This window comes from Shewanella avicenniae, from assembly GCF_017354945.1.
Classification (GTDB): Bacteria; Pseudomonadota; Gammaproteobacteria; order Enterobacterales; family Shewanellaceae; genus Shewanella; species Shewanella avicenniae.
This window is the reverse complement of sequence record NZ_CP071503.1, coordinates 3,881,701-3,905,239: the sequence shown is the minus strand read 5'-3', so window position 1 is coordinate 3,905,239 and position 23,539 is coordinate 3,881,701. Positions and strand designations below refer to the sequence as shown.

The following is a 23,539-nucleotide window of genomic DNA, read 5'->3' as shown; positions in this document are numbered from 1 at the left end:
CTCAGGACGGGATAACCCATCATTTGAATAGCAGGGTTAATTTACCCGGTTCAACCTTAATGCTCTGGGTCATCTCGGCAATCTTAGCCTCTTTGGGCTTATCGGTATCCAGCACATAAATTGGCTGGTCTTGCAGTAAGTCCTTGGCTTGATTGGCCATCTGTCGTGCTACTGGCCCAATCAGCAATTGCAGTTTCTCTGGCGTCAGTAGCACATCTTCAATCTGCATATCGTCAAGATATAAACTGTGGTTACTTGCCTGATAACGCGGCGTTGCGCTAAAGCGGGTTTGCATACTGGCGTACAGCGGGAACAGCGGTGTTTCCAACTTCAACTCGCCAAACGCCGTCACCGAAATCCGCTCCGCTTGCTCTCCGAGTTTCACGTCAAGCCGCGTAATGCCAGATTGCAGCTTCATCCCTTCGCTATCCAGCTTGATCTGTTTGACCACTTTGTCGTTGAGATATTGCTGCACTTGCTGCTCTGAAATGCTGTACTGGCTGGCACAACCGTCCAGCCAGAGTAGCAGCGGTAATAAAAATAACCGTTTGATCAACCTGTATTCCTCATGCCGGCGGCAACACCCGCAATAGTTAACATCAATGCCAGCTCCAGTTTAGCACTGGGTTGCGCTTCCTTACGAGTACGGCCTAACAGCTCAGCCTGTAGGAAGTTCAACGGATCAATGTACGGGTTACGCAGTTGCACTGATTCACGGTTCCATGGCGTGTGCGACATCAATACATCGCTCTCAGTGAGTTGCTTCACCACATCAATACCGAGTTGCAGGCGTTCAATCAGGGTGTCACCTAAATGATGCAATGATGCAGGCACTAAGCATTTTTCGTAGTAACGCGCTAAGTTTGGTTCTGCTTTGGCAAATACCATCTCCATCATCGAGATGCGGGTGCTAAAGAATGGCCACTCGCGCTCCATTTCCTTGAGTAATGCTTCTTCGCCACGATCAACGGCCATTTTCAGTGATTCACCTGCGCCCAACCATGCCGGCAGCATCAAGCGGTTTTGCGACCAAGCAAAGATCCACGGAATGGCACGCAAGCTTTCGATGCCCCCATCCACTTTACGTTTGGCTGGTCGGCTGCCAAGTGGCAGTTTACCTAACTCGATTTCTGGTGTTGCGGCGCGGAAGTAAGGGACAAAATCAGGTTCGTTACGCACCACATCGCGGTAGGCGGTTACGGAATCTGCGGCGACGCGGATCATACAGGCGCGCCATTCAGGTTTTGGCTCTGGTGGTGGCAACAGCGTGGCTTCCATTACCGCTGAGGTATACAGCGCCAGCGATTGCACCGCTTGTTTAGGCAAACCAAACTTAAAGCGGATCATCTCACCTTGTTCAGTGACGCGGATTCGGCCATCAACTGAGCCCGGTGGTTGCGATAAAATCGCATCGTGTGCTGGTGCGCCACCGCGGCCAACCGTACCGCCGCGACCATGGAATAGCATCAGTTTCACACCTGCTTCTTTACAGACGTCCACTAACTGCTCTTGTGCTTGATATTGTGCCCAGCCAGCCGCCATAACCCCGGCATCTTTAGCTGAGTCGGAGTATCCAATCATCACCTCTTGCATACCGTGGGTGTAATCTTTGTACCAATCGATACTCAGCAATTGGCGAATGGCATCAGCCGCGTGAGTCAAATCTTCTAATGTTTCGAACAGCGGCACGACGCGAATCGGATGTTTACAACCGCATTTCTTCAGCAGCAGTAATACCGCTAACACGTCAGATGGCTTACTGGCCATGGAGATCACGTACGAACCTAACGAGCGACTCGGCTGTGAGGCAATCAACTTAAAGGTTGACCACACTTCATTGACGTCAGCCGATGGCTTCCAGGTGTTCGGAATTAATGGCCGACGGCCGCGCAGCTCTTTCAGCAGGAAGGCTTGTTTCTCTTCCTCATTCCAGCTGGCGTAATCACCCATCTCCAGATATTGGGTCAGCTCACTTAATACTTCTTCGTGGCGGCCGGAATCTTGACGAATATCCAAGCGCACCATGTGAATCCCAAAACTGGCGATTCGGCGCAGCATATCCAGTAATAAACCATTGGCGATCAGGCGCATTCCACAGTCGTAAAGACTGGTGTAAAGCATCATCAATGGCCGTTTGAGATCCTCTTCGTGCCAAATGATGCTGGTTTCGTCCACTTCTGGGTGATGCCCTGCAATGCGCGCATTCAAATAATCGATGGTGTTGCGCAGCTTTTGGCGCAAGTCACGCAACACAACACGATAAGGCTCTGGGCTGTTATTGGTGTAAGCCATCAGCTCAGCGTTGGCTTTTGACATCGACAACTCATCGACCAACAGCACGACATCCTTAAGATGCAAACGCGCCGCGGCGTGGCGGTTACGATCTAAGACTTCTGCCGTCACTTTGGCGGTAACAAACGGGTTGCCATCGCGGTCACCGCCCATCCAGCTTGAGAAGCGGATTGGGGCAAAATCGATGGGCAGTTGTTCGCCAGTACGGTCTTGCACTTTGTCGTTCAGTTGTCGCAAAAAGTCAGGAATGGCGTGCCACAGTGAGGCTTCAATGGTCGACAAGCCCCAACGCGCTTCATCAACTGGGGTTGGGCGCTCTTCACGAATCTCATTGGTGTGCCAAATCTGCGCAATCAACTGGCGTAAGCGCAGCCGTAATTGACTGTGTTCACGTTCGCTCAGCTGGGTATTTTCTAACGCGGCGAGACAATCAACAATTGCGGCATATTTATAGATCAGCGTTCGACGCGAGATCTCGGTTGGGTGTGCGGTGAGCACCAGATCGATATCGAGATTGCGTAAGCATTGTTGCAGTTGTTGTTGATCAACGCGGCCATCGTCCAGCATTTTGCCCAGCAGTTGCTCAACCGGATCAGGTACGCACACCATCTCGTCACAGTTACGGCTGATGGTATGAAACTGTTCGGCAATATTGGCTAAGTTGAGAAATTGGTTAAAGGCTTTGGCGACGGGGACTAATTCGTTGTCCGGCAAGGCGGTTAATAGCGCCAGCATCTGATCCCGTGCCTGAGTATCACCTTGGCGGGATCTTTTGGCGAGCTGGCGGATCTGCTCAACCTTTTCTAAAAACGATTCCCCAAGGTCAGTGCTCATGGTCTCACCGAGCATTTGCCCCAACATATTCACATTGGCGCGCAGCGACGCATACATATCTACCATTGTTTCTCACTCCATTAATGAAGGGCTTTGGTAAGTAAAAACCAGAACCCACCACGATACCTATCCACCTGCCTGTTGGTCAACTTGTAATACAAATGTGACGAGCGCCGTTGCAGAATCGATATTTTTTTGCTGGGAATATTGCCGCAGGCTGCATTATTCGCTAACTGCTGCGGCATTCGCTAAAGCTATGTTAATCCTTTATGCAGGCATGCCAAATAAGTTTGCGAAGTAACTCAACGGTGGGCTTAAGTTGATCTTGTGCCATATATTCATCGGGTTGATGCGCCTGCTCAATACTGCCAGGCCCTAACACTAATGTATGGCAACCTAACTGGCGAATATATGGGGCTTCAGTCGCATAGTTCACCACTTCCGGCGCATTGCCTGCGAGTGATGCCACTAATTGACTCCATGCAGAATCTGCCGAGTCTTTAAACGCTTCATTGCCCGGATATAAAGTTGAAATGGTAACTGCCCCCGGATACTGGCTGACTACCGGCTTCAGATATTGATGCAGCATCAGTTCCAAATCTTGCAGGGCAATCCCCGGTAGTGGCCGAATGTCCAAATGCAGGTCGCAGCAACCACAGATCCGGTTGGCGGCATCACCCCCATGAATATGGCCAAAGTTCATGGTGGGATAGGGCACGCTAAAGGCGTTTTCACGGTAATTTTCTGCCAGATGCTGGCGTAGTTTCAGCAGTTGGCCAATCACCAAATGCATAATATCAATGGCGTTTAGTCCTTTGGCGGGATCGGATGAATGACCGCTACGGCCGACAATGCGGATCCCTTGGGCAAGATGCCCTTTATGCATATACACCGGGCGCAAACTGGTGGGTTCGCCAATGATGGCATATTCAGGCTTGATTGCGGCATTAGCTGCAAAGGCCTTTGCACCATTCATGGTGGTTTCTTCGTCGGCACTGGCCAAAATATGCAGCGGTCGTTGCAGTTTATCGAGCGGTATCTCTTTGAGTGCTTCTAATATCAGTGCAAAAAAGCCTTTCATATCGCAGCTACCTAAGCCATACCACTTGCCATCCTTTTCGGTCAGCTTAAAGGGATCTACTTGCCACTGACCCTCATCAAACGGCACGGTATCTGTGTGCCCCGCAAGCAACAATCCCCCGTTCCCTTGACCAAGGGTGGCCACAAAATTGTGTTTGTCGCGCGTATTGGCCACCGCTTGTTGTTGGCATTGAAAGCCTAAGTCGCCAAACCAATTGCATAACAAGTCAAGTACGGGCTTATTGGATTGATCTTGGCTCGCATCAATCGCGCTGATAGACGGTGCGGCGAGAAGCGCAGCAAAACTTTGGGCGAGGGTTGGCTGTTTATTGCGCATTTGTTAAAAACACTCCAAATATATCTATTCACATATATTGCATAAATAGGCTTTTGTGGTAGTCTAGCAAACAATTCTGATAAGTGTCATCAGAAAGCTGATGCTGCAGCATGTTTAGTCAACGCGGCCTTAAACACAGAACCATAAAAATAATAGCTGCGAATAATCCTAGTGGCGTTAAACTAAACAGCGTGCAGTTTTATTGGGCAGTAGCATGCTGCCCATTTTTATTGATCAGATAGCGATGCGAGTGCGATGAAAAATATTGCCATTATCGGTGCGAGCGGATACACCGGCGCCCAAATCACAGCCCTTATTCAAGCGGAAGCTGAACTCTCTATCCAAGGGTTGTATGTATCGGAAAATAGTCTGGATAAGGGCAAGGCCTTGTCAGACTTATATCCTGTTTATCAGCAGGTGACTCATTGCTTACAGCCACTGACAGCTGAAGCAAAAGCGGCCATTGTGAATGAAGCCGATGCTGTGGTGTTAGCTACAGAACATGTGATCAGTTTAGAACTCGCTGCTTATTTTTATCAGCAAGGTTTAGCCGTATTTGATTTAAGTGGTGCCTATCGTTTTAGCGATGCTGCGCAATATCCAAAATGGTATGGCTTTGAGCATAACCAACCTGAGGTGTTGGCCCAGGCGGTGTATGGTTTGGCTGAGTGGAACGCCGAAGCGGTAAAAAACACCCGCATGATTGCGGTACCCGGTTGTTATCCGACTGCGTCATTAACCGCGCTTAAACCATTGAAGCCATTTTTAACTGATGCCTATCCGGTGATCAATGCCGTGAGTGGCGTGACCGGTGCAGGCCGTAAAGCGCAGCTGCATACCAGTTTTTGTGAAGTGTCATTAACACCGTATGGCGTGCTTGGCCATCGTCATCAACCTGAAATTGCAACGCAATTGGGGCAAGAAGTGATTTTCACCCCACACTTGGGCAATTTTAAGCGTGGCATTTTGGCAACCATTACCGTGCAACTTAAGCCTGGCACGACCACGGAGCAGATCAGCGCAGCCTATGCGGTCTACGATGACTCTAAAATTGTCAAAGTAATGCATAACCGTTTCCCGAAAGTGGACGACGTTGTACTGACCCCAAACTGCATTCTGGGTTGGAAGTATGACGAGCAAAGCGGTTATCTGGTGGTATCAAGCGCCATCGATAATTTAATGAAAGGTGCAGCAAGCCAAGCATTGCAATGCATAAAGATTCATTACCAATTGGCTTAATGTGACGCCTTCGGAGAGATTCTCATGAGCACGAATGACACCGTATTGGTATTGAAAGTGGGTGGCGCATTGATGCAAAGCCCTGAAGGCATGCAAGGTTTGATGAAAACCGCCGCGGACATGGTCAACGCTGGCCGCAAAGTTGTGCTGGTGCATGGCGGCGGTTATCTGGTGGATGAACAGCTGCAAGCGAACGGCATGGTCTCTGAAAAGGTCGATGGCCTGCGGGTCAGCCCGAAAGAACATATGCCGGTCGTCGTGGGGGCGTTAGCCGGTACCTCAAACAAAGTCTTACAAGGTGCCGCAACGGCAGCAGGTGCCACTGTGGTGGGCCTGAGTTTAGCCGATGGCAATTTGGTTGATGCCACCATCAAAGATCCAAGACTGGGCATGGTGGGTCAGGTCGCACCAAAAGATGGCACATATTTGAAATTTATTTTATCGCAAGGCTGGTTGCCGATTGTCAGCTCGATTGCGATGACCACTGACGGTGAGCTACTCAACGTTAATGCCGACGATGCCGCCACTGTGTTGGCTAAGTTAGTGCATGGTCAGTTAATTCTGTTGTCAGATGTACCCGGTGTACTTGATGGCAAGGGTGAACTGTTGCGTAGTTTGAATCGTGCACAGATTGCTGAGCTGGTGGCTCAAGGCGTGATTGCCAAAGGCATGAAAGTGAAAGTGGAGGCCGCATTAGAAGTGGCCGAGCAGATGGGGCAGCCGGTTCAGGTTGCTTCATGGCGAGATGCAGCACAATTAGCTGCGCTGGCCCGGGGAGAGCACATCGGCACGCAAATACAACCATAGAAAGGAAGAATTATGAAGCACCTGTTGTCTCTGAAAGAACTGAGTCAGTCGCAGCTGTTGGCTCTGTTAGAGCTGGCGACGAAGATGAAAGCCGCACCTGAGGAATACCGCACCGCGCTCGATGGCAAAAGTGTGGTCATGCTGTTTGAAAAGCCCTCACTGCGTACTCGCGTCAGCTTTGATATCGGGATCAACAAGCTAGGTGGCCACTGTGTCTACATGGATCAGCAAAACGGTGCTTTAGGTAAGCGTGAGTCGGTAGCCGACTTTGCAGGTAATATTTCTCAATGGGCCGATGCCATCGTTGCCCGTACTTTTAGCCATGTCACCATTGAAGAACTGGCTGAATATGGCTCGGTGCCGGTGATTAATGCGCTGTCAGATCTGTTTCACCCATGCCAAGCCTTGGCGGATTTTCTCACCTTGTATGAAAACGAAGGTGATTTGAAGAAGGTCAGCTTGGCCTACATCGGTGATGGCAACAACGTGACCCATTCACTGATGTTAGGTGCGGCTGTGCTTGGTATGCGGATGACAGTGATCTGCCCAGAAGGTCACTTCCCAGATGGTTTTGTCGTGACCCAAGCACAACAGTTAGCGGCCGCCCACGGGGGCAGTTTGCTGCTGACGTCTGATGTTGCGGCACTGGAAGAGTGTGATGCGGTGTATACCGACACTTGGATATCCATGGGTGATAACACCAAGCTTTCTGATATCGCGGCTAAATTTGGTCAATACCAAGTGACCCGCGAAATGATGGATAAGTACAACGTTAAATACTTCATGCACTGTCTTCCTGCCCACCGCGGCGTTGAAGTCACCGATGAAGTGATGGATGGTGAAGGCTCGCTGATCCTTCAGCAAGCGCAAAACCGGATGCATGCGCAAAATGCGGTGCTGGTAACTCTATTAAGTTGATGGCTGCGGCCTTGTAATTCAGGAAATAATCATGTCTATCGCAAAGAAAAATACCGAAGTTAAAAAAGTCGTATTGGCATATTCCGGCGGCTTGGATACTTCTGCCATTATCCCGTGGCTGAAAGAAAACTATAACAACTGCGAAATCGTTGCCTTTTGTGCTGACGTAGGCCAAGGCGAAGAAGAGCTGGTGGGCTTGAAAGAAAAAGCATTAGCATCAGGCGCTTCTGAATGTTACATCGTTGATTTAAAAGAAGAGCTGGTTAAAGACTACATCTACCCAACCATCGCGACTGGCGCTGTGTACGAAGGTACTTACTTGCTGGGTACCTCAATGGCGCGTCCAATCATTGCCAAAGCGCAAGTGGAAGTGGCACGCAAAGTGGGCGCCGATGCACTGTGTCACGGTTGTACTGGTAAAGGTAACGACCAAGTCCGTTTTGAAAGCTGCTTTGCCGCGCTAGCTCCGGATCTAGCTGTCATCGCCCCATGGCGTGAATGGACCATGGAAAGCCGTGAAGATCTGTTGGATTATTTGGCTGAACGTAATATCAAAACCTCCGCTTCAGCCACGAAGATCTACAGCCGTGATGCTAACGCATGGCACATCTCTACCGAAGGTGGCGAGTTGGAAAGCACTTGGAATGAGCCATCAAAAGCCGTATGGACTTGGACGACCGATCCAGAAGACGCACCAAACGAAGCTGAATACGTCACACTGAAAGTAGAAAACTGCCGCGTGACTGAAGTGAACGGCGAAGCGTTAACACCGTATCAAGTGGTATTGAAGCTGAATGCTATTGCATCGCCACATGGTGTTGGGCGTGTCGATATCACCGAAAACCGCATGGTGGGGATGAAGTCTCGTGGTTGCTACGAAACTCCGGGCGGCACCGTCATGGTTGCAGCACTGCGTGCGATTGAAGAGTTGGTACTCGATAAAACATGCCGCGCGTGGCGCGAGCAGATTGCCGGTCAAATGTCGCACTTAGTGTATGACGGCCGTTGGTTCACCCCTCTGTGTGAATCGTTGGTGGCGGCGTCTGAAGCCTTAGCTAAAGACGTGAACGGCGAAGTGGTCTTGAAACTCTATAAAGGCCAAGTCACCGCAGTTAAGAAAAGATCACCTAACAGCCTGTATTCTGAAGCATTTGCAACCTTTGGTGCTGATGTTGTTTACGATCAGAGTCATGCTGAGGGCTTTATCCGTCTGTACTCACTGGCCAGTCGCATCCGCGCACTTAACAGCCAAAAGTAAGCGAGTAAAGCGCAAGGGCGCCGCGGCGCCCTTTTTTATTGAACCAAATACGAGGGATTTATCATGGCGTTATGGGGTGGCAGATTCAGCGGTCCTAGCAGCGAGCTGTTTCAACTGTTCAACGACTCATTGCCAGTGGACTATCGACTGGTTGAGCAAGATATTCAAGGCTCTGTTGCGTGGGCAACGGCGATTGCTAGTGTCGGCATTCTGACCAGCGATGAGCTAAGCGCGTTGCACCAAGCATTGGCGGAACTGCTCGATGAAGTACGCGCTGAACCAGCACAGATCGTTGCTTCCGGCGCCGAAGATATTCACAGTTTCGTGGAGCAAAAGCTGATTGAAAAGGTCGGCGATCTCGGCAAAAAGCTGCACACCGGCCGTTCACGTAACGACCAAGTCGCGACTGACTTGAAACTCTGGTGTAAAGAGGAAGGCGCTGCTGTGCTTGAATTACTGCAAGGCTTACGGCAAGAGATGCTCGCCGTCGCTGCGCGTGAGGTCGATGCCGTCATGCCTGGGTATACCCATCTGCAACGGGCACAACCTGTGACCTTTGGTCATTGGGCGCTGGCCTATGTGGAGATGTTTGAGCGTGATATTTCTCGCCTCGAAGACACCATGAATCGCCTCAATACTTGCCCACTCGGTAGCGGCGCACTTGCCGGTACCGCTTATCCGATTGATCGTTATGCGCTGGCAAAAAGCCTCAATTTTGCAGGGCCAACACTGAACAGCTTAGATAGCGTGTCGGATCGTGACCACGTGGTTGAGTTGTGTTCCAACGCATCAATCAGCATGTTGCATTTGAGCCGCATGGCAGAAGATATGATCTTCTTTAACTCTGGCGAAGCCAACTTTATCGAATTGGCGGATAACGTCACTTCCGGCTCATCTTTGATGCCACAGAAGAAAAACCCCGATGCGCTGGAGCTGATCCGCGGTAAAGCCGGGCGGGTTTATGGTTCGCTGGTGGGCATTCTCACCACCATGAAAGCACTGCCGCTGGCATACAACAAAGACATGCAGGAAGACAAAGAAGGGCTGTTTGATGTAATCGACAGCTGGAGCTTGTGTCTGAAAATGGCGGCATTGGTGCTCGAAGGCGTAAAAGTGAACCGCGACAACGCCCGCACCGCGGCACAGCAAGGTTATGCTAACGCCACCGAATTGGCTGACTACTTGGTGAGTAAAGGCATGCCATTCCGCGAAGCGCACCATGTGGTAGGCGAAGTGGTGGTGCAAGCTATTAGCGAAGGTAAAGCGATTGAAGAGTTGCCACTGGAGCAACTGCAAGGCTTTGCGAATGTCATTGGCGAGGATGTTTATCCGAACCTGACCATTGAAGCCTGTTTGCAGAAACGCGATGTGTTGGGTGGTACTGCGGTACAACAAGTGAAAGCAGCGTTAGCCGCGAAGAAATAAGCGAGTTGATGACGCGATATAAATAAAAAAGGGAAGCCGAGCTTCCCTTTTTTATTTTGCGCTAGGCGCGCAAGGTTATAGATGGTGATAAATCGACAGCACCATCACTGCTTATCGTTGCCAGTTGGTCAAATTGAGCGATAATCGCTAAAGGACCAGCGAACAACTGTCTGACAAACAGCAAACGATAACCGTATCCCTGTAGTCGATATAATGCCATTTTTTGCTCTGCATTGAGCGAATGCCAAACTTCCTCATTTGGCACGGCGGTCCGTCGCCTTTCTTGGTATTTTTCTTGTAGATGGACCATAAATTGTTGTCTTCTGTTGGTTGATAATTGATGCCAATAGATTAAAGACGGAGCAGCAAAAATTAGCTGCAGCTCACTTAATGAGCAGAGACAATTTACCTAGCTTTGCCAACGTAAGCCAGTCCGAAATACAACAATTCGTCAATAAATTGAACTCAGTCAATTTTTGGCCGATTTTCCACAATTATAACCGTTCTCACAGGGGTGGAAATGTTGATGCCAGCATGTTGTAGCGCATTCCAAATCGCCAAATTTATTTTATATTTGTCCTGAAAATAACTGGCAGTCGGTACCCAATAGCGCACGCCAAAGCCAAATCCTGCGTCTGAAAAATCATTAATGCCGACTTGCAGTGGCTTCGAAGTATCGACTTGGTTGAATGCTCGCAATACCTGTTCTATCAGGCTGATCACCTGTTGCGGATCTGTCTGAAAATCGACATTGAAATGTAGTTCAACCAACTTGTTCTCAAATGAGTTATGCAGGATTTCACCCACAATATGTTTGTTGGGGATACTGATTAACTCACCTTCTTCATTGGTGAGGGTGGTGACCCCAAGATGGATCTCTTCCACCTGCCCAGTAATCTCTTTGATGGTGATGGTATTGCCCACCACGAATGGGCGAGTGACGATAATGGTAATCCCTGCGGCATAGTTGGATAGCATGCCTTGTACCGCCAAACCAGCACCGAGCGATGCGGCACCAATCGCGGCCACCATAGGCGTCACACTGATCCCCAGTTTACCGAGGCAGATCACCGCCACCATGATAATCACAATCAGCCGCACCAGATTGCTAACGAAACTCGTTAGGGTCACGTCGATATCGTGGCTATCCATCTGCTTACGTACAAGGGTGGCAACTTTATTTGCTACCCAGAGACCCAGCAAAAAGATGATCAGCGCACCAATAATTTGAAAGCTGTAATTCACCAAAAATTCAACAACTACTTGATAAACTTGTTGTAACTGGGCAATTTCAGTACCTATTCCATTTTCTGCCATGCTTTGCTCCTTAAGCCGCAGTTTATTAATTTAGATTGTGCTATGGTGATTTTTAGCCAATTTGGCGCTCTCAATATACAACGAACGACAAAGGTAAGAGATGAAATCAGTAAAGCTAATGCTGTTTTTTTTGACTATGTTGCAATGCTCGCTAACCACTGCAAGCGAGTACGCCATTGGTGATCATTTGACGGAGCTGGCTTTAGCAGACCAATTTGAGCAACCCATCGTGGTTGACAGTAAAACCCGCTGGATTTTATTTTCTCGATCGATGGATGGCGCCGAGGTTGCCAGAACCGCGCTAGAGGGCATGACCACTGCACAGTTGCAACAGTTAGGCTTGGTGTATGTCGCCGATGTCAGCGGCATGCCATCTCTCATTTTGAAATTTGTGGCACAACCCAAAATGCAGGAACTTAGTTACGTGATTGCGCTTGATAAAGAGGGCGAGGCCACTAAATTTTACCCTGCAGCAAAAGGCACTGCGGCACTGTTAGATGTTGATGCAATGCAGGTCACCCAAATCCGCTATTTTGATAAAGCCGAGGCACTGAAATATGTGCTCACTGAGCTAATGAAATAATCGTCAAACCGTGCGCCGTGGGCCATTCATAGGCTCTGACGGCGCTGAGTGTTCAGTTCTGTTTACTCCTTTTCCTTAGCAAACATCGGCTTGTCATTTAGATCACCTCCCCATCATCTATACTCTGCAGTTAGTGCGACGGTTGAGTGCAGCGCAGTAGCAGGATTTTGTTACATAAATGTGGTGCTTTATTGCATAACGTTGTTAGTTAAGTCAGCTGCTTTTGATTGGTAATAAATTGATTTTAAGCGCGTTTTTTGAGGTTGTAAAAATCGATTGCCAAACTGCATAAAAATTTACTCTTTGACGGCAAAAATTCATTGCATCACAGAGAAAAATGTCGTCTACTGCGCACGTTTTTCAACCTGACACGGCTAGTATTTATCGCCGCATCACTTAAGGAGAATGAAGGCTAATGAGCCAATTCCATGCTATTGACGTAGCTGATTACTACGACAGCGAAACTTTTAGCAAAATTAAGGCGTTTGCTGACAGCAAACCAACGCCATTTGTGGTGATTGATACCAATATCATCTCTAAACAGTACGATGATATGGTGGGTGCTTTTCCACAAGCTGACGTGTTTTATGCTGTTAAAGCGAACCCTGCCAAAGAGATCCTCTCGTTACTGCGTGATAAAGGTTCAAACTTTGATATCGCGTCTATCTACGAGTTGGATATGGTGATGGATATTGGTGTAACGCCTGATCGTGTCAGTTACGGCAACACCATCAAAAAGCGTAAAGATGTGCGTGAGTTTTATAACCGCGGCGTGCGTATGTTTGCCTCTGACTCAGAGCCAGATCTACGTATGATTGCTGAAGAAGCACCGGGTTCTCGCGTATACGTGCGTATTTTGACTGAAGGTACAGAAACTGCCGATTGGCCGCTGTCACGTAAGTTTGGTTGCCAAAACGAAATGGCATATGAACTGTTAGTACTGGCCAAAGAGCTGGGATTGGAGCCTTACGGCATCTCTTTCCACGTGGGTTCTCAGCAACGTGATATCGGTGCGTGGGATGCGGCAATTGCCAAAGTAAAGATGATTTTTGACCGTTTGCGTGACGAGCATGGCATCGTGCTGCAGATGATCAACATGGGCGGTGGTTTCCCTGCAAACTATCTTGACCCAACCAACAGCCTGCAAACTTATGCCGAGCAGATCCACTACTTCCTGATGGAAGATTTCGGTGAAGATATGCCGCGTATCATTTTGGAACCAGGTCGTTCACTGATCTCCAATGCCGGTGTATTGGTCTCTGAAGTGGTATTGATTAGCCGTAAATCGCACACGGCGCTTGAGCGTTGGGTATTTACCGACGTAGGTAAGTTCAGTGGTTTGATCGAGACCATGGATGAAGCGATTAAATTCCCGATCTTCACTGAGAAGAAAGGTGATTTGGAACGTTGTGTTATCGCTGGACCAACGTGCGACAGTGCTGACATCATGTATGAGCAATATGCTTACGGTCTGCCGAACGATCTAGAGATTGGTGACCGTTTGTACTGGCTAACCACCGGTGCTTATACCACCACTTATTCAGCCGTTTGCTTTAACGGTTTCCCTCCGCTGCACGCTTACTACCTGTAAGTTTATGCTAGAGATCAACAAGGGCGCCGCTGGCGCCCTTGTCATTTAATGCTTGTATGCAGGTTGTTCCTTCAAAATATCAAAGAGTTGTTCTTTAAGTTCTAGCTTGCGTTTCTTCAACTGTTTTAGTTCGGAAGTAAATTCGCTCGCAGGATGGCGTTCCTTTTTCTGAATCTCTTTATCCAGCTGTTCGTGTTCATTAAACAACTTGAGGAACAGGCTATCGTCGGCTTTGAGCTGATCAACCAACGCGCTGTATTCTGAAAACATAGGCAACTCCTTTACGTTGAATGGAAGTGACGCTTACTGTTTTCGCTATTTTGGGCTAACTCCTTTGCCTAACAAAAACAGCAAGAATTTAATAGTAGCGTGTTTTAATCAGCCTTCAAAAAAAGCCTTCAAATTGGTTATTGTCTTTAAATTTGAACGCAAGTTTATTTATATGGTCAATAGCGTTCCGAGATTGATTCAGGTAATCTTACTCCTCAGCGCGCTTTCTTCGCCTGTATCGTTTATTAACTTTTTGAAAAGGTTGTATTTATGGCGGATGTATTTCATTTGGGCTTAACCCGCGACATGCTGCAAGGTGCCGAATTAGCCATTATTCCTGGTGATCCTGAACGGGTTAAACGCATCGCCGCGTTACTTGATGAGCCACAGTTTCTTGCGAGTCAGCGCGAATTTACCTCCTATTTAGGCAAGCTTGATGGCCAAGCAGTAGTGATCTGCTCTACCGGTATTGGCGGCCCTTCGACCTCGATTGCGGTGGAAGAGTTAGCCCAGTTGGGCATTCGTACCTTCCTGCGTATTGGCACCACTGGTGCAATTCAGAGTAAGGTGAATGTGGGCGATTTGATTGTGTCACAGGCGTCAGTACGGCTTGATGGGGCCAGTCAGCACTTTGCACCACTGGAATACCCAGCGGTGGCGGATTTTGCCTGTACTTCAGCATTAGTGGCTGCCGCACGTGAGCAAGGTGTTGAGCCGCACGTGGGTATTACGGCTTCATCAGATACCTTCTATCCAGGGCAAGAGCGTTATGACACGGTTAATGGCCGCGTGACCCAACGTTTCCAAGGTTCATTGAAACACTGGCAGGAGCTTGGGGTACTCAACTACGAGATGGAATCTGCCACCTTGTTTACTATGTGTGCCAGTCAAGGCTGGCGTGCTGCCTGTGTCGCTGGGGTGATTGTTAACCGCACTCAGCAAGAGATCCCTGATGAAGCGGTCATCAAAGCCACTGAAACCAAAGCGATTAGCGTCGTCGTTGCCGCCGCGCGTAAATTATTAGCCTAAGCTGCGGCGGCGTCATCAGCTAATGGTCACCGAGTAACAGCATAACGGTTACTGGCGGGACAGGTTGGCCAGCAGCCTGTCCATGGCGCGATAACCCAATGCTTGGGCAATATGGCGCCGTTCCACGATGGGCGATTCGGCCAAATCTGCAATCGTACGGGCAACACGCTGCAAGCGATGAAAACTGCGGACTGATAAGCCTAATTTGGTGACACTCTGTTCTAAAAACACCAGATCCGCGGCGGCAAACCCTGCTTGTTTTAGCTCGCTGCCCGACAGTTCGTTATTTAATTTTCCTGCTCGTTGCAGTTGGGTTTGACGTGCTCTGGCGACACGTTGGGCAATGCTGGCACTGGTTTCGCCATCACCGCTATCGGCGGTGAGGGTGCCGGGTGGCAGTTTGGGCACTTCCACGGTCAAATCAAAGCGGTCAATAAATGGCCCCGACAGGCGGGATAGGTAACGCCGAATCTGCTCTGGTGAGGCGCGGCTTTCTGGCCCTGAATCACCACAGGGGCTTGGGTTCATCGCGGCAATTAGCTGAAACCTAGCATTGAATTTGAGCTTAGCGGCGGCGCGCGAAATCACTACCTCGCCGGTTTCCATCGGCTCACGCAGGCAATCGAGCACCTTACGCGGGAACTCGGCCACTTCATCCAAAAACAATACGCCCAAATGCGCCAGCGAGATCTCGCCCGGTTTGGGAATGCTGCCGCCGCCAACCAGTGAAATCGCCGAACTCGTATGATGTGGCGCGCGAAATGGCCGCTGAAAAAACTGCTGTGGGGCGAGCGGCATGCCCGCCACCGAATGAATCGCTGATACTTGCAGCGCCTCTTCGTAATCCATTGTTGGCAGTAAGGAGAGAATCCGGCTGGCGAGCATCGATTTGCCAGTCCCCGGTGGGCCAAGAAACAGCAGATTATGATTGCCTGCGGCGGCGATTTCTAACGCCTGCTTAGCTTGGTATTGGCCGATAACTTCACTTAAACAGCCGACGGCTGCTGGCGGTGGTGAGACCCAATCTGGGCTGGCATTAATCCCCGGCAGTTGCTGTTGACCATGCAAAAACGCCACGATGTGTTGCAGATGGGCTGCCAATTGTACCTGTTGATAGCCCACCAGTTCGGCATCATTGCGGTTAGCTTGCGGCATGATCAAACTGGTGCCGAGTTTGCGCGCTTCAATAATCACTGGCAGCAAGCCGTTGCAGCCACGCACCTCGCCGCTTAGCGCCAGCTCGCCGACAAACTCCCAACCTTCGAGCGATTTAATCGGCAACTGGCCGGATGCCGCCAAAATGCCGATGGCTATTGGCAGATCATAACGGCCACCCTGTTTGGGCAGATCAGCTGGAGCGAGATTGATAGTGATGCGCCGCATCGGGAATTCGAAGCCGGCATTGATGATGGCACTGCGAACCCGCTCGCGGGCTTCTCGAACGGAGGTTTCGGGTAAGCCAACCAAGGTAAAGGCTGGTAAGCCGTTTGCGAGGTGGGCTTCAACCCACACTTGTGGAGCATCCACACCGTTAGCTGCACGGGTGGCAACGCGAGCTATTGCCATGACAATTCCCTTTGTCTATGAATTTTCGATGATTTTTGTACTGTTTTAGGTGGTGCTAATTCAGTGTAGCAGTAATTTTGTAAACTGCCGTTGAACACTCATCAATCAATGGCTGAATAATGTGGCTGATAATGGCGATTAATCAGACAAATTTTACTAAAATTCAGCAAATTAGCATGATTGGCACTGAGCAAATTTACTGTCAGTCACGGTGAAAATATTTCGTTATCTTGGCGCCTAGCGCAGTGATAGATTGTGCGCAAATGAAGGCTGGCATGGGTATGTCAGCCGATGTGTGTGTCGATGCAAGGAGACGATATGAGAGCGTTGGCGCTGTTAGCCGTGTTATTGGTGGCGACCCCTGCGGTGTTTGCAGAAGATGAAGCTTTACCTGAAGCCAGTGCGGCTGACGTTAAGCAGTTACTGCAAGTCTGTAAGCAGATGGCAGTAGAAGATGAAATTATTAAAGACGAGTTGGCTGATTATCTGCTCGATTGCGTCAATGACCAGTTGAATGAGATGGGCTACCGTCGCATTGAAACGCTGCCTAAGTCCTGAGAGCGCGTTTGACATCTTCGCTTCATCTTTCACCTGTATGCTCACAGCGCACATAATTGGATGCTATCTTTTAACGAGTAACCGATTATAATATGTACGTTTTTTAAGTATTCCCTCCTCAAATAGTGAGCAAGGCCTGTTCATTGCCATCGTGGTTAGCAGCAAGAACCTGTGCCAGTTTCAAAAAAGAGCAGCGCAAATTCAACAACTCAGAATTTGCGCCTGTTTCAGGTGATTTATGAGTGTGTTTGAAAATCTTTTATTAGTCATAGTGTTAATTGCTGTTAGCTGTTTATTTTCGATGTCGGAAATTGCCTTAGCGGCTGCGCGTAAGATCCGTTTGCGGCAGATGATGGATGAGGGTGATATTCGCGCCGAAAAGGTGCTGACCTTGCAAGCGGCACCGGGCAACTTCTTTACCGTGGTGCAGATTGGCCTTAATGCGGTGGCTATCATGGGCGGTATTGTGGGCGAAAGTGCCTTTACCCCCTATTTTACCCAACTGTTAGCAGGTGTTTTACCTGAACCTTGGCTCGCGCAGGTGAGTTTTGCCTTGTCATTTATCATGGTGACCAGCTTATTTATTTTGCTGGCTGATCTGATGCCAAAGCGTATTGCGATGGTGATGCCGGAGCGCATCGCGGTCAATCTGGTGGGGCCAATGTTGGTGTGTATCAAGTTGCTGCGGCCACTGGTGTGGCTGTTCAACAGCTTGGCGACCGCCATTATGAAACTGTTTCATCTGCCGATGGTGCGTAAAGATGAAATCACTTCAGATGATATCTACGCCATTATGGATGCAGGCGCTGAGGCCGGTGTGCTCGATAAAGAAGAGCAGCAGATGATTGAAAACGTATTTGAGATGCAATCGCTCAGCGTGACCTCGGCGATGACCGCCCGTGAAGGCTTAGTGTTCTTTCGTCTGCAAGAAACAGAAGACGTGATTAAATCCAAGATCAGTGAGCATCCTTACAGTAAATTCCTTGTGTGTGATGGCCCGCTGGATAACATCAAAGGCTATGTGGATGCGAAAGAGTTGCTGGTACGAGTAATTAACGGTAAGCCGATTGACCTCAATGACAGTTCGTTAGTGCATCCGAGTCTGATTGTGCCGGACACGCTGAGCATGTCAGAGGCGATGGAGTATTTCCGTCAGCAACGCACCGATTTCGCTATCGTGATGAACGAATATGCGTTAGTGGTGGGGATTGTTACCTCGAACGACCTGCAAAGTGCGGTGATGGGCGCTTGGTCGCTGCATGAAACCGAAGAGCAGATTGTTGCCCGTGATGCCAACTCATGGCTGGTGGACGGGGTAACCCCGATCAGCGACGTGATGCGTGCCTTCAATATTGACGAATTTCCGCAGAGCCAAAACTATGAAACCGTGGCCGGTTTTATGATGTATATGCTGCGTAAAATTCCGAAGCGGACCGACTCGGTTAACTTTGCGGGTTACAAGTTTGAAGTGGTCGATATCGACAGCTACAAGGTTGATCAGTTGTTGGTGACCCGTATCAATGTGGAAGAGATTGTGCCAGTCAAACTCGACCCGAGTAAGTCATAGCGCAATTAAAGGATATCGAGAAAGGCCTTAATCAGTGGGTCTTTCATGCGCTTTTTCTTGCAACAACAGCCCAGTTCAAACGGGGCGATGGCGATAGGCGATTCTAGCTGTCGAATGCGATCCATCATCGGGCTGTTGTTGACCACCACTTGCGGCGTGATACTGACGCCACATCCCACTGCCACCATCGGCACAATCGCTTCATGGCCGCCCACTTGAGCATAAATGTTGGCGTTAATCCCCATCGCCGCAAACCAGCGTTCCATCCGTAACCGCCCAGGGCCATGGTCAGGCACAATATACGGCAGCTTTTCCCACGGAATAGGGGATTGATTGAGCAGGGTTTGCAATTGACATTGAATCGCCGGCGCAATCACCGACAGCGCGACTTTACCGATGGGCGAAAAGTGCAGTTGGCTAGGAAAATCTTCTGGCAGTGCGGCAATGGCGATATCGGCGCGCTGGTTTTGCAGTTCGCGTACCGCGTTGGCTGCATCACCGGTGATCAAGCTGATATCGACGAGCGGTTGCTGGCGACGAAACTTATCAATAAGCGCTGGCAGATGACTGTAGGCGGCGGTCACCGAGCAATAAAGTTGCAGTGTGCCGCGCAGCAAATTTTTGTCCGAATCCAACTCTTGGCGTAATTGAAACCAGCGGTTTTGAGTGTCTTGGGCATATTGGCGAAACAGCTTACCCGCGTGGGTGAGCGAGACAGTGCGATTATCTCGCTCCATCAACTTACTGCCGACTTCCTCTTCTAAACGCTGTAACACCCGGCTTAGGGTAGATGGGCTGACGTGCAGGTTGGCAGCGGTCTGACCAAAGTGCAGCGTTTCGCAGAGATCGAGGTAAAGCCGTATCGCACGAATATCCATTGCCGAGTGCCCTTAATACTTAGGTATTATGTTGCATAATTTGCAACGTAGTATGCCGAATATATCAATTTTCGCAATCATAATCATCGTCTATATTAGCTCCATCGCCGCGTCCTTGGGGGATGCGGCAACCGAATTTAGTCACACAGGTGAGCACAATGGCAAATTACTTCAACACACTGAGTTTGCGCGAAAAATTGGCGCAATTGGGACAATGTCGCTTCATGGATCGCAGTGAATTTGCGAACGGTTGCGAATATATCAAGGACTGGAACATCGTCATTCTCGGTTGTGGTGCTCAAGGTCTAAACCAAGGTTTGAACATGCGTGATTCAGGCCTGAATATTTCTTACGCGCTGCGCCCAGAAGCGATTGCTGAAAAACGTGCTTCATTCAAACGCGCCAGCGAAAACGGCTTTAAAGTGGGTACCTTTGAAGAGCTGATCCCTACGGCGGATATGGTACTGAACCTGACGCCAGACAAACAGCACAGCAAAGTCGTTGGTGCGGTAATGCCACTGATGAAACAAGGCTCAGTGTTGGCCTACTCACACGGTTTCAACATCGTTGAAGAAGGCATGCAAGTGCGTCCAGACATCACAGTTGTGATGGTTGCACCTAAGTGTCCAGGTACTGAAGTACGTGAAGAATACAAGCGTGGTTTCGGTGTACCAACGCTGATTGCGGTTCACCCAGAAAACGATCCAAATGGCGATGGCTGGGAAATCGCCAAAGCTTACGCCAGTGCTACCGGTGGTGACCGTGCCGGCGTACTGCAATCATCATTCATTGCAGAAGTGAAATCAGACTTGATGGGCGAACAAACCATCCTGTGTGGCATGCTGCAAACTGGCGCTATCTTGGGCTACGACAAAATGGTAGCTGACGGTGTTGAACCTGGCTATGCCGCTAAGTTGATCCAACAAGGCTACGAAACCATCACTGAAGCGCTGAAACACGGCGGCATCACCAACATGATGGATCGTCTGAGCAACCCAGCCAAAATCAAAGCGTTTGAAATTGCTGAAGAGCTGAAAGGTATTCTGCAACCGCTGTTTGAAAAACACATGGATGACATCATCAGCGGCGAATTTTCCCGCGTGATGATGGAAGACTGGGCTAACGACGATAAAAATCTGTTGGGCTGGCGTGAAGACACCAACAACGCGGGTTTTGAAAAAGCACCTGAGTGTGATGAGCACATCGATGAACAAGAATACTTCGATAAAGCCATCTTCTTGGTAGCGATGATCAAAGCGGGTGTTGAGTTGGCGTTCGATACCATGGTGGCTTCTGGCATCATCGAAGAATCGGCTTACTACGAATCACTGCATGAAACGCCATTGATTGCTAACACTATCGCACGTAAGCGTTTGTACGAAATGAACGTGGTGATCTCTGATACTGCAGAATACGGTTGCTACTTGTTCAACCATGCTGCGATTCCAATGCTGCGTGACTACGTCAATGCAATGTCACCAGAGTATTTGGGGGCAGGTTTGAAAGAAACCTCAAACCAAGTCGACAACCAACGCTTGATCGAAGTTAACAGCGCAATCCGCAATACCGATGTGGAATATATCGGTGAAGAACTGCGCGGTTATATGACTGATATGAAACGTATTAGCTTAGACTCTTGACGCTTAGGTCAACGGGTTGCCGTACGCGGCACCCGTTGACGATTTTTTTGTGAACGGGGAGTCATAGCAGTAAAAAATTTAACAGATTTGCAAATTTTTTATTGTGTTCATAAAAGCCTTTATGATATTGCTTATTTACTGAACCGCGGGAGCTAGGCTCCGCGCTAGCAAATAAGCAATTTTTATATCAGCAGGATTGGTCATCTAAACATGAACTTCAGCCTCAACCTCCTCCTCGTGATTATTATCGCAGTGATTATTAAGTCACCGCGGGGGTGGCGCATGGCAGGAAGATTGACCTAAAGGTCCTGAGAATCATCGAAACCCCCGCTCCGAAAGGATCGGGGGTTTTTCATTTCTGGGGCGATTAACGGGCAAAACGAGAACCTAACGAATGGAACAAGGGCAGACAATCAGCGGTAGTCAGGCAGTAATTGAAGTTCTGGCTGCCCACGGAGTTGATACGGTATTTGGTTATCCAGGTGGTGCCATCATGCCGATTTACGATGCAATCTATGGCAGTTCGGTACAACACCTGCTCTGTCGTCACGAACAAGGTGCAGCCTTTGCTGCGGTGGGTTATGCCCGTGCCAGCGGTAAAGTCGGTGTCTGTTTTGCTACCTCAGGCCCCGGTGCCACTAACCTTGTCACTGGCCTTGCCGATGCGATGATGGACTCAGTGCCTGTAGTGGCGATTACCGGCCAAGTGTCGTCTGCGGTGATTGGTACTGATGCGTTCCAAGAGATGGATGTGTTGGGCATGAGTTTGTCCTGCACTAAACACAGCTTTATGGTCACCAGCCTAGACGAACTGGTACCGACGCTGTATCGCGCCTTTGAAATTGCAGCTGCTGGTCGTCCGGGCCCTGTGCTGGTGGATATTCCACGCGATATCCAAGTCGCCCAACTCGAATATAAAACCCCATTACAATCCGTTGCCGCCCAAATCCCGGTGGATAGTGCCGCAGTAGCTGCAGCCAATGCGCTGATTGCCAATGCGCAACAGCCGATGTTGTATGTTGGCGGCGGGGTTGGTATGGCCGGCGCGGTACCTCAATTGCGAGATTTTATCGCCCGTACTGGCATGCCATCTGTGTGTACCTTAAAAGCCCTCGGTGCGGTTGAACCGCATACTGCGGGTTACTTGGGCATGCTCGGGATGCACGGCAATCAGGCCGCGAACCACGCCGTACAAGAAAGTGATTTGCTGGTGGTAGTCGGCGCCCGCTTCGATGACCGCGTAACTGGTAAACTCAATACCTTCGCCCCGCACGCCAAAGTGGTTCACTTAGATATCGACGCCGCCGAACAAGGCAAACTGCGTCAGCCGCAAGTCACCTTGACCGGTGAACTGCAAACATTACTGCCGCAATTAGGCGCCGCGCTGGACATCAAACCTTGGCAACAACATGTGGCCGAACTTGCTGAGCAATATGCATGGCGTTATGACCGTCCGGGCGAACTGATCTACGCCCCAGCGCTGTTGAAACAGTTGGCCGATAAACTTCCCAACGATAGCGTGGTGAGCTGTGATGTGGGCCAGCACCAGATGTGGGTGGCGCAACATATGTGGTTCCGCAAACCAGAAGATCATCTCTCCAGCGCTGGCTTCGGCACTATGGGTTTTGGTCTACCCGCTGCCATTGGCGCGCAGATTTCTCGTCCAGAAGCCAAAGTAGTGACCGTTTCAGGTGATGGCTCATTCATGATGAACGTGCAAGAGCTGACCACCATCAAACGCCGTAAACTGCCGGTGAAGATTGTGCTGATCGATAACCAGCGCTTAGGCATGGTAAAACAGTGGCAACAGCTGTTTTTTAACGAGCGCTACAGCGAAACCAACCTGTCGGATAACCCAGACTTTGTCACCTTGGCATCGGCGTTTGATATTCCGGGGCGCACCATTACCCAAGCGGCTGAAGTTGACGGCGCGCTGGATGAGATGCTCAATGCGCCGGGTGCCTTTCTGCTGCACGTGCGTATCGACGAAACCTATAACGTTTGGCCGCTGGTGCCACCCGGCGCGGCCAACAGCGACATGATTGAAGATTTGGAGGCGTAACCATGATCCATCATCTGGCCCTGACTTTAGAGCAACGCCCCGAAGTGTTAGAACGCGTGCTGCGCGTCGTCCGTCACCGTGGTTTTCGCGTCTGTAGTATGAACATGACCGAGCAGGATGATAAATACCTGCAACTGAATCTGGCGGTCGATAGCGATAAAGCAGTAGAGTTACTCAGCCGCCAATTGGACAAATTATTAGATGTGACGCACTGCGTGGTTAGCACGCCCGCCGCCATGTCACAAACCGTGAATGGTTGAGATGCAAGCAAACGCCGCCATCACGATA

The 23,539-nt window shown here is 49.7% G+C and carries 21 protein-coding genes; 13 read left to right on the top strand and 8 right to left on the bottom strand.

Annotation, left to right across the window (positions count from 1 at the left end; translation table 11 throughout):
• Positions 1–19 precede the first annotated feature (19 nt).
• From JYB87_RS17205 to argE, 3 genes are all read right to left on the bottom strand, one after another.
• Positions 20–556, bottom strand: coding sequence for a DUF1439 domain-containing protein (locus JYB87_RS17205; protein WP_207354665.1), 537 nt, complete (start codon positions 554–556; stop codon positions 20–22).
• Positions 553–3,192 (bottom strand): phosphoenolpyruvate carboxylase, encoded by a 2,640-nt coding sequence (gene ppc, locus JYB87_RS17200; protein ID WP_207354664.1) that lies wholly within the window; start codon positions 3,190–3,192, stop codon positions 553–555. The genes JYB87_RS17205 and ppc overlap by 4 nt, the downstream gene beginning before the upstream one ends.
• Positions 3,193–3,385: 193 nt before the next feature.
• Positions 3,386–4,543, bottom strand: coding sequence for an acetylornithine deacetylase (gene argE / locus JYB87_RS17195; protein WP_207354663.1), 1,158 nt, complete (start codon positions 4,541–4,543; stop codon positions 3,386–3,388).
• Between the two features lie 255 nt (positions 4,544–4,798).
• Between argE and argC the strand changes: the two genes are divergently transcribed.
• The 5 genes from argC to argH all read left to right on the top strand — a co-directional run bounded on the left by argC (position 4,799) and on the right by argH (position 10,190).
• Positions 4,799–5,782 carry an N-acetyl-gamma-glutamyl-phosphate reductase gene (gene argC, locus JYB87_RS17190; protein ID WP_207354662.1) on the top strand — a complete coding sequence of 328 codons (984 nt, stop codon included), beginning with the start codon at positions 4,799–4,801 and terminating at the stop codon, positions 5,780–5,782.
• Between the two features lie 24 nt (positions 5,783–5,806).
• Positions 5,807–6,589 (top strand): acetylglutamate kinase, encoded by a 783-nt coding sequence (gene argB / locus JYB87_RS17185; protein WP_207354661.1) that lies wholly within the window; start codon positions 5,807–5,809, stop codon positions 6,587–6,589.
• 12 nt (positions 6,590–6,601) lie between these two features.
• Positions 6,602–7,507: an ornithine carbamoyltransferase gene (locus JYB87_RS17180; protein WP_207354660.1), complete on the top strand. Its 906-nt coding sequence runs from the start codon at positions 6,602–6,604 to the stop codon at positions 7,505–7,507.
• A gap of 31 nt (positions 7,508–7,538) precedes the next feature.
• Positions 7,539–8,765: an argininosuccinate synthase gene (locus JYB87_RS17175; protein WP_207354659.1), complete on the top strand. Its 1,227-nt coding sequence runs from the start codon at positions 7,539–7,541 to the stop codon at positions 8,763–8,765.
• 63 nt (positions 8,766–8,828) lie between these two features.
• On the top strand, positions 8,829–10,190 hold the full coding sequence (gene argH, locus JYB87_RS17170) for an argininosuccinate lyase (protein WP_207354658.1): 1,362 nt from the start codon (positions 8,829–8,831) through the stop codon (positions 10,188–10,190).
• Positions 10,191–10,251: 61 nt separating this feature from the next.
• Here the strand turns inward: argH and JYB87_RS17165 are convergent, their stop codons facing one another.
• The gene (locus tag JYB87_RS17165) at positions 10,252–10,455 is read right to left on the bottom strand and encodes a hypothetical protein (RefSeq protein ID WP_228729902.1); all 204 of its coding nucleotides are present in this window, start codon (positions 10,453–10,455) and stop codon (positions 10,252–10,254) included.
• Between the two features lie 200 nt (positions 10,456–10,655).
• Positions 10,656–11,507 (bottom strand): mechanosensitive ion channel family protein, encoded by an 852-nt coding sequence (locus JYB87_RS17160; RefSeq protein WP_207354656.1) that lies wholly within the window; start codon positions 11,505–11,507, stop codon positions 10,656–10,658.
• A gap of 100 nt (positions 11,508–11,607) precedes the next feature.
• Between JYB87_RS17160 and JYB87_RS17155 the strand changes: the two genes are divergently transcribed.
• Together JYB87_RS17155 and JYB87_RS17150 are read left to right on the top strand one after the other, a co-directional pair.
• Positions 11,608–12,090: a hypothetical protein gene (locus JYB87_RS17155; protein WP_207354655.1), complete on the top strand. Its 483-nt coding sequence runs from the start codon at positions 11,608–11,610 to the stop codon at positions 12,088–12,090.
• A gap of 415 nt (positions 12,091–12,505) precedes the next feature.
• Positions 12,506–13,681 carry a type III PLP-dependent enzyme gene (locus tag JYB87_RS17150; protein WP_207354654.1) on the top strand — a complete coding sequence of 392 codons (1,176 nt, stop codon included), beginning with the start codon at positions 12,506–12,508 and terminating at the stop codon, positions 13,679–13,681.
• Between the two features lie 45 nt (positions 13,682–13,726).
• Here JYB87_RS17150 and JYB87_RS17145 read toward each other — a convergent pair whose 3' ends face one another.
• Positions 13,727–13,951, bottom strand: a complete 225-nt coding sequence (locus tag JYB87_RS17145) for a YdcH family protein (protein ID WP_207354653.1) — start codon at positions 13,949–13,951, stop codon at positions 13,727–13,729.
• Positions 13,952–14,221: 270 nt separating this feature from the next.
• Between JYB87_RS17145 and udp the strand changes: the two genes are divergently transcribed.
• Positions 14,222–14,980 carry a uridine phosphorylase gene (udp, locus tag JYB87_RS17140; RefSeq protein WP_207354652.1) on the top strand — a complete coding sequence of 253 codons (759 nt, stop codon included), beginning with the start codon at positions 14,222–14,224 and terminating at the stop codon, positions 14,978–14,980.
• Positions 14,981–15,028: 48 nt separating this feature from the next.
• Here the strand turns inward: udp and JYB87_RS17135 are convergent, their stop codons facing one another.
• Positions 15,029–16,546: a YifB family Mg chelatase-like AAA ATPase gene (locus JYB87_RS17135; RefSeq protein ID WP_207354651.1), complete on the bottom strand. Its 1,518-nt coding sequence runs from the start codon at positions 16,544–16,546 to the stop codon at positions 15,029–15,031.
• A 318-nt stretch (positions 16,547–16,864) separates the two neighbouring features.
• On the opposite strand from JYB87_RS17135, the gene JYB87_RS17130 reads away from it, so the two are divergent.
• Entirely contained in the window at positions 16,865–17,104 is a 240-nt protein-coding gene (locus JYB87_RS17130; RefSeq protein WP_207354650.1) for a hypothetical protein, read from the top strand.
• A gap of 238 nt (positions 17,105–17,342) precedes the next feature.
• Positions 17,343–18,671 carry a hemolysin family protein gene (locus JYB87_RS17125; protein ID WP_207354649.1) on the top strand — a complete coding sequence of 443 codons (1,329 nt, stop codon included), beginning with the start codon at positions 17,343–17,345 and terminating at the stop codon, positions 18,669–18,671.
• A 5-nt stretch (positions 18,672–18,676) separates the two neighbouring features.
• Here the strand turns inward: JYB87_RS17125 and ilvY are convergent, their stop codons facing one another.
• Entirely contained in the window at positions 18,677–19,549 is an 873-nt protein-coding gene (ilvY, locus tag JYB87_RS17120) for an HTH-type transcriptional activator IlvY (RefSeq protein ID WP_207354648.1), read from the bottom strand.
• Positions 19,550–19,707: 158 nt separating this feature from the next.
• On the opposite strand from ilvY, the gene ilvC reads away from it, so the two are divergent.
• The 3 genes from ilvC (at position 19,708) to ilvM (ending at position 23,511) form a co-directional block, all read left to right on the top strand.
• Positions 19,708–21,189 (top strand): ketol-acid reductoisomerase, encoded by a 1,482-nt coding sequence (gene ilvC, locus JYB87_RS17115; protein ID WP_207354647.1) that lies wholly within the window; start codon positions 19,708–19,710, stop codon positions 21,187–21,189.
• 394 nt (positions 21,190–21,583) lie between these two features.
• A complete protein-coding gene (ilvG, locus tag JYB87_RS17110; protein ID WP_207354646.1) occupies positions 21,584–23,251 on the top strand; it encodes an acetolactate synthase 2 catalytic subunit in 1,668 nt (555 codons plus the stop codon).
• 2 nt (positions 23,252–23,253) lie between these two features.
• Positions 23,254–23,511 carry an acetolactate synthase 2 small subunit gene (gene ilvM / locus JYB87_RS17105; protein ID WP_207354645.1) on the top strand — a complete coding sequence of 86 codons (258 nt, stop codon included), beginning with the start codon at positions 23,254–23,256 and terminating at the stop codon, positions 23,509–23,511.
• Positions 23,512–23,539 lie beyond the last annotated feature (28 nt).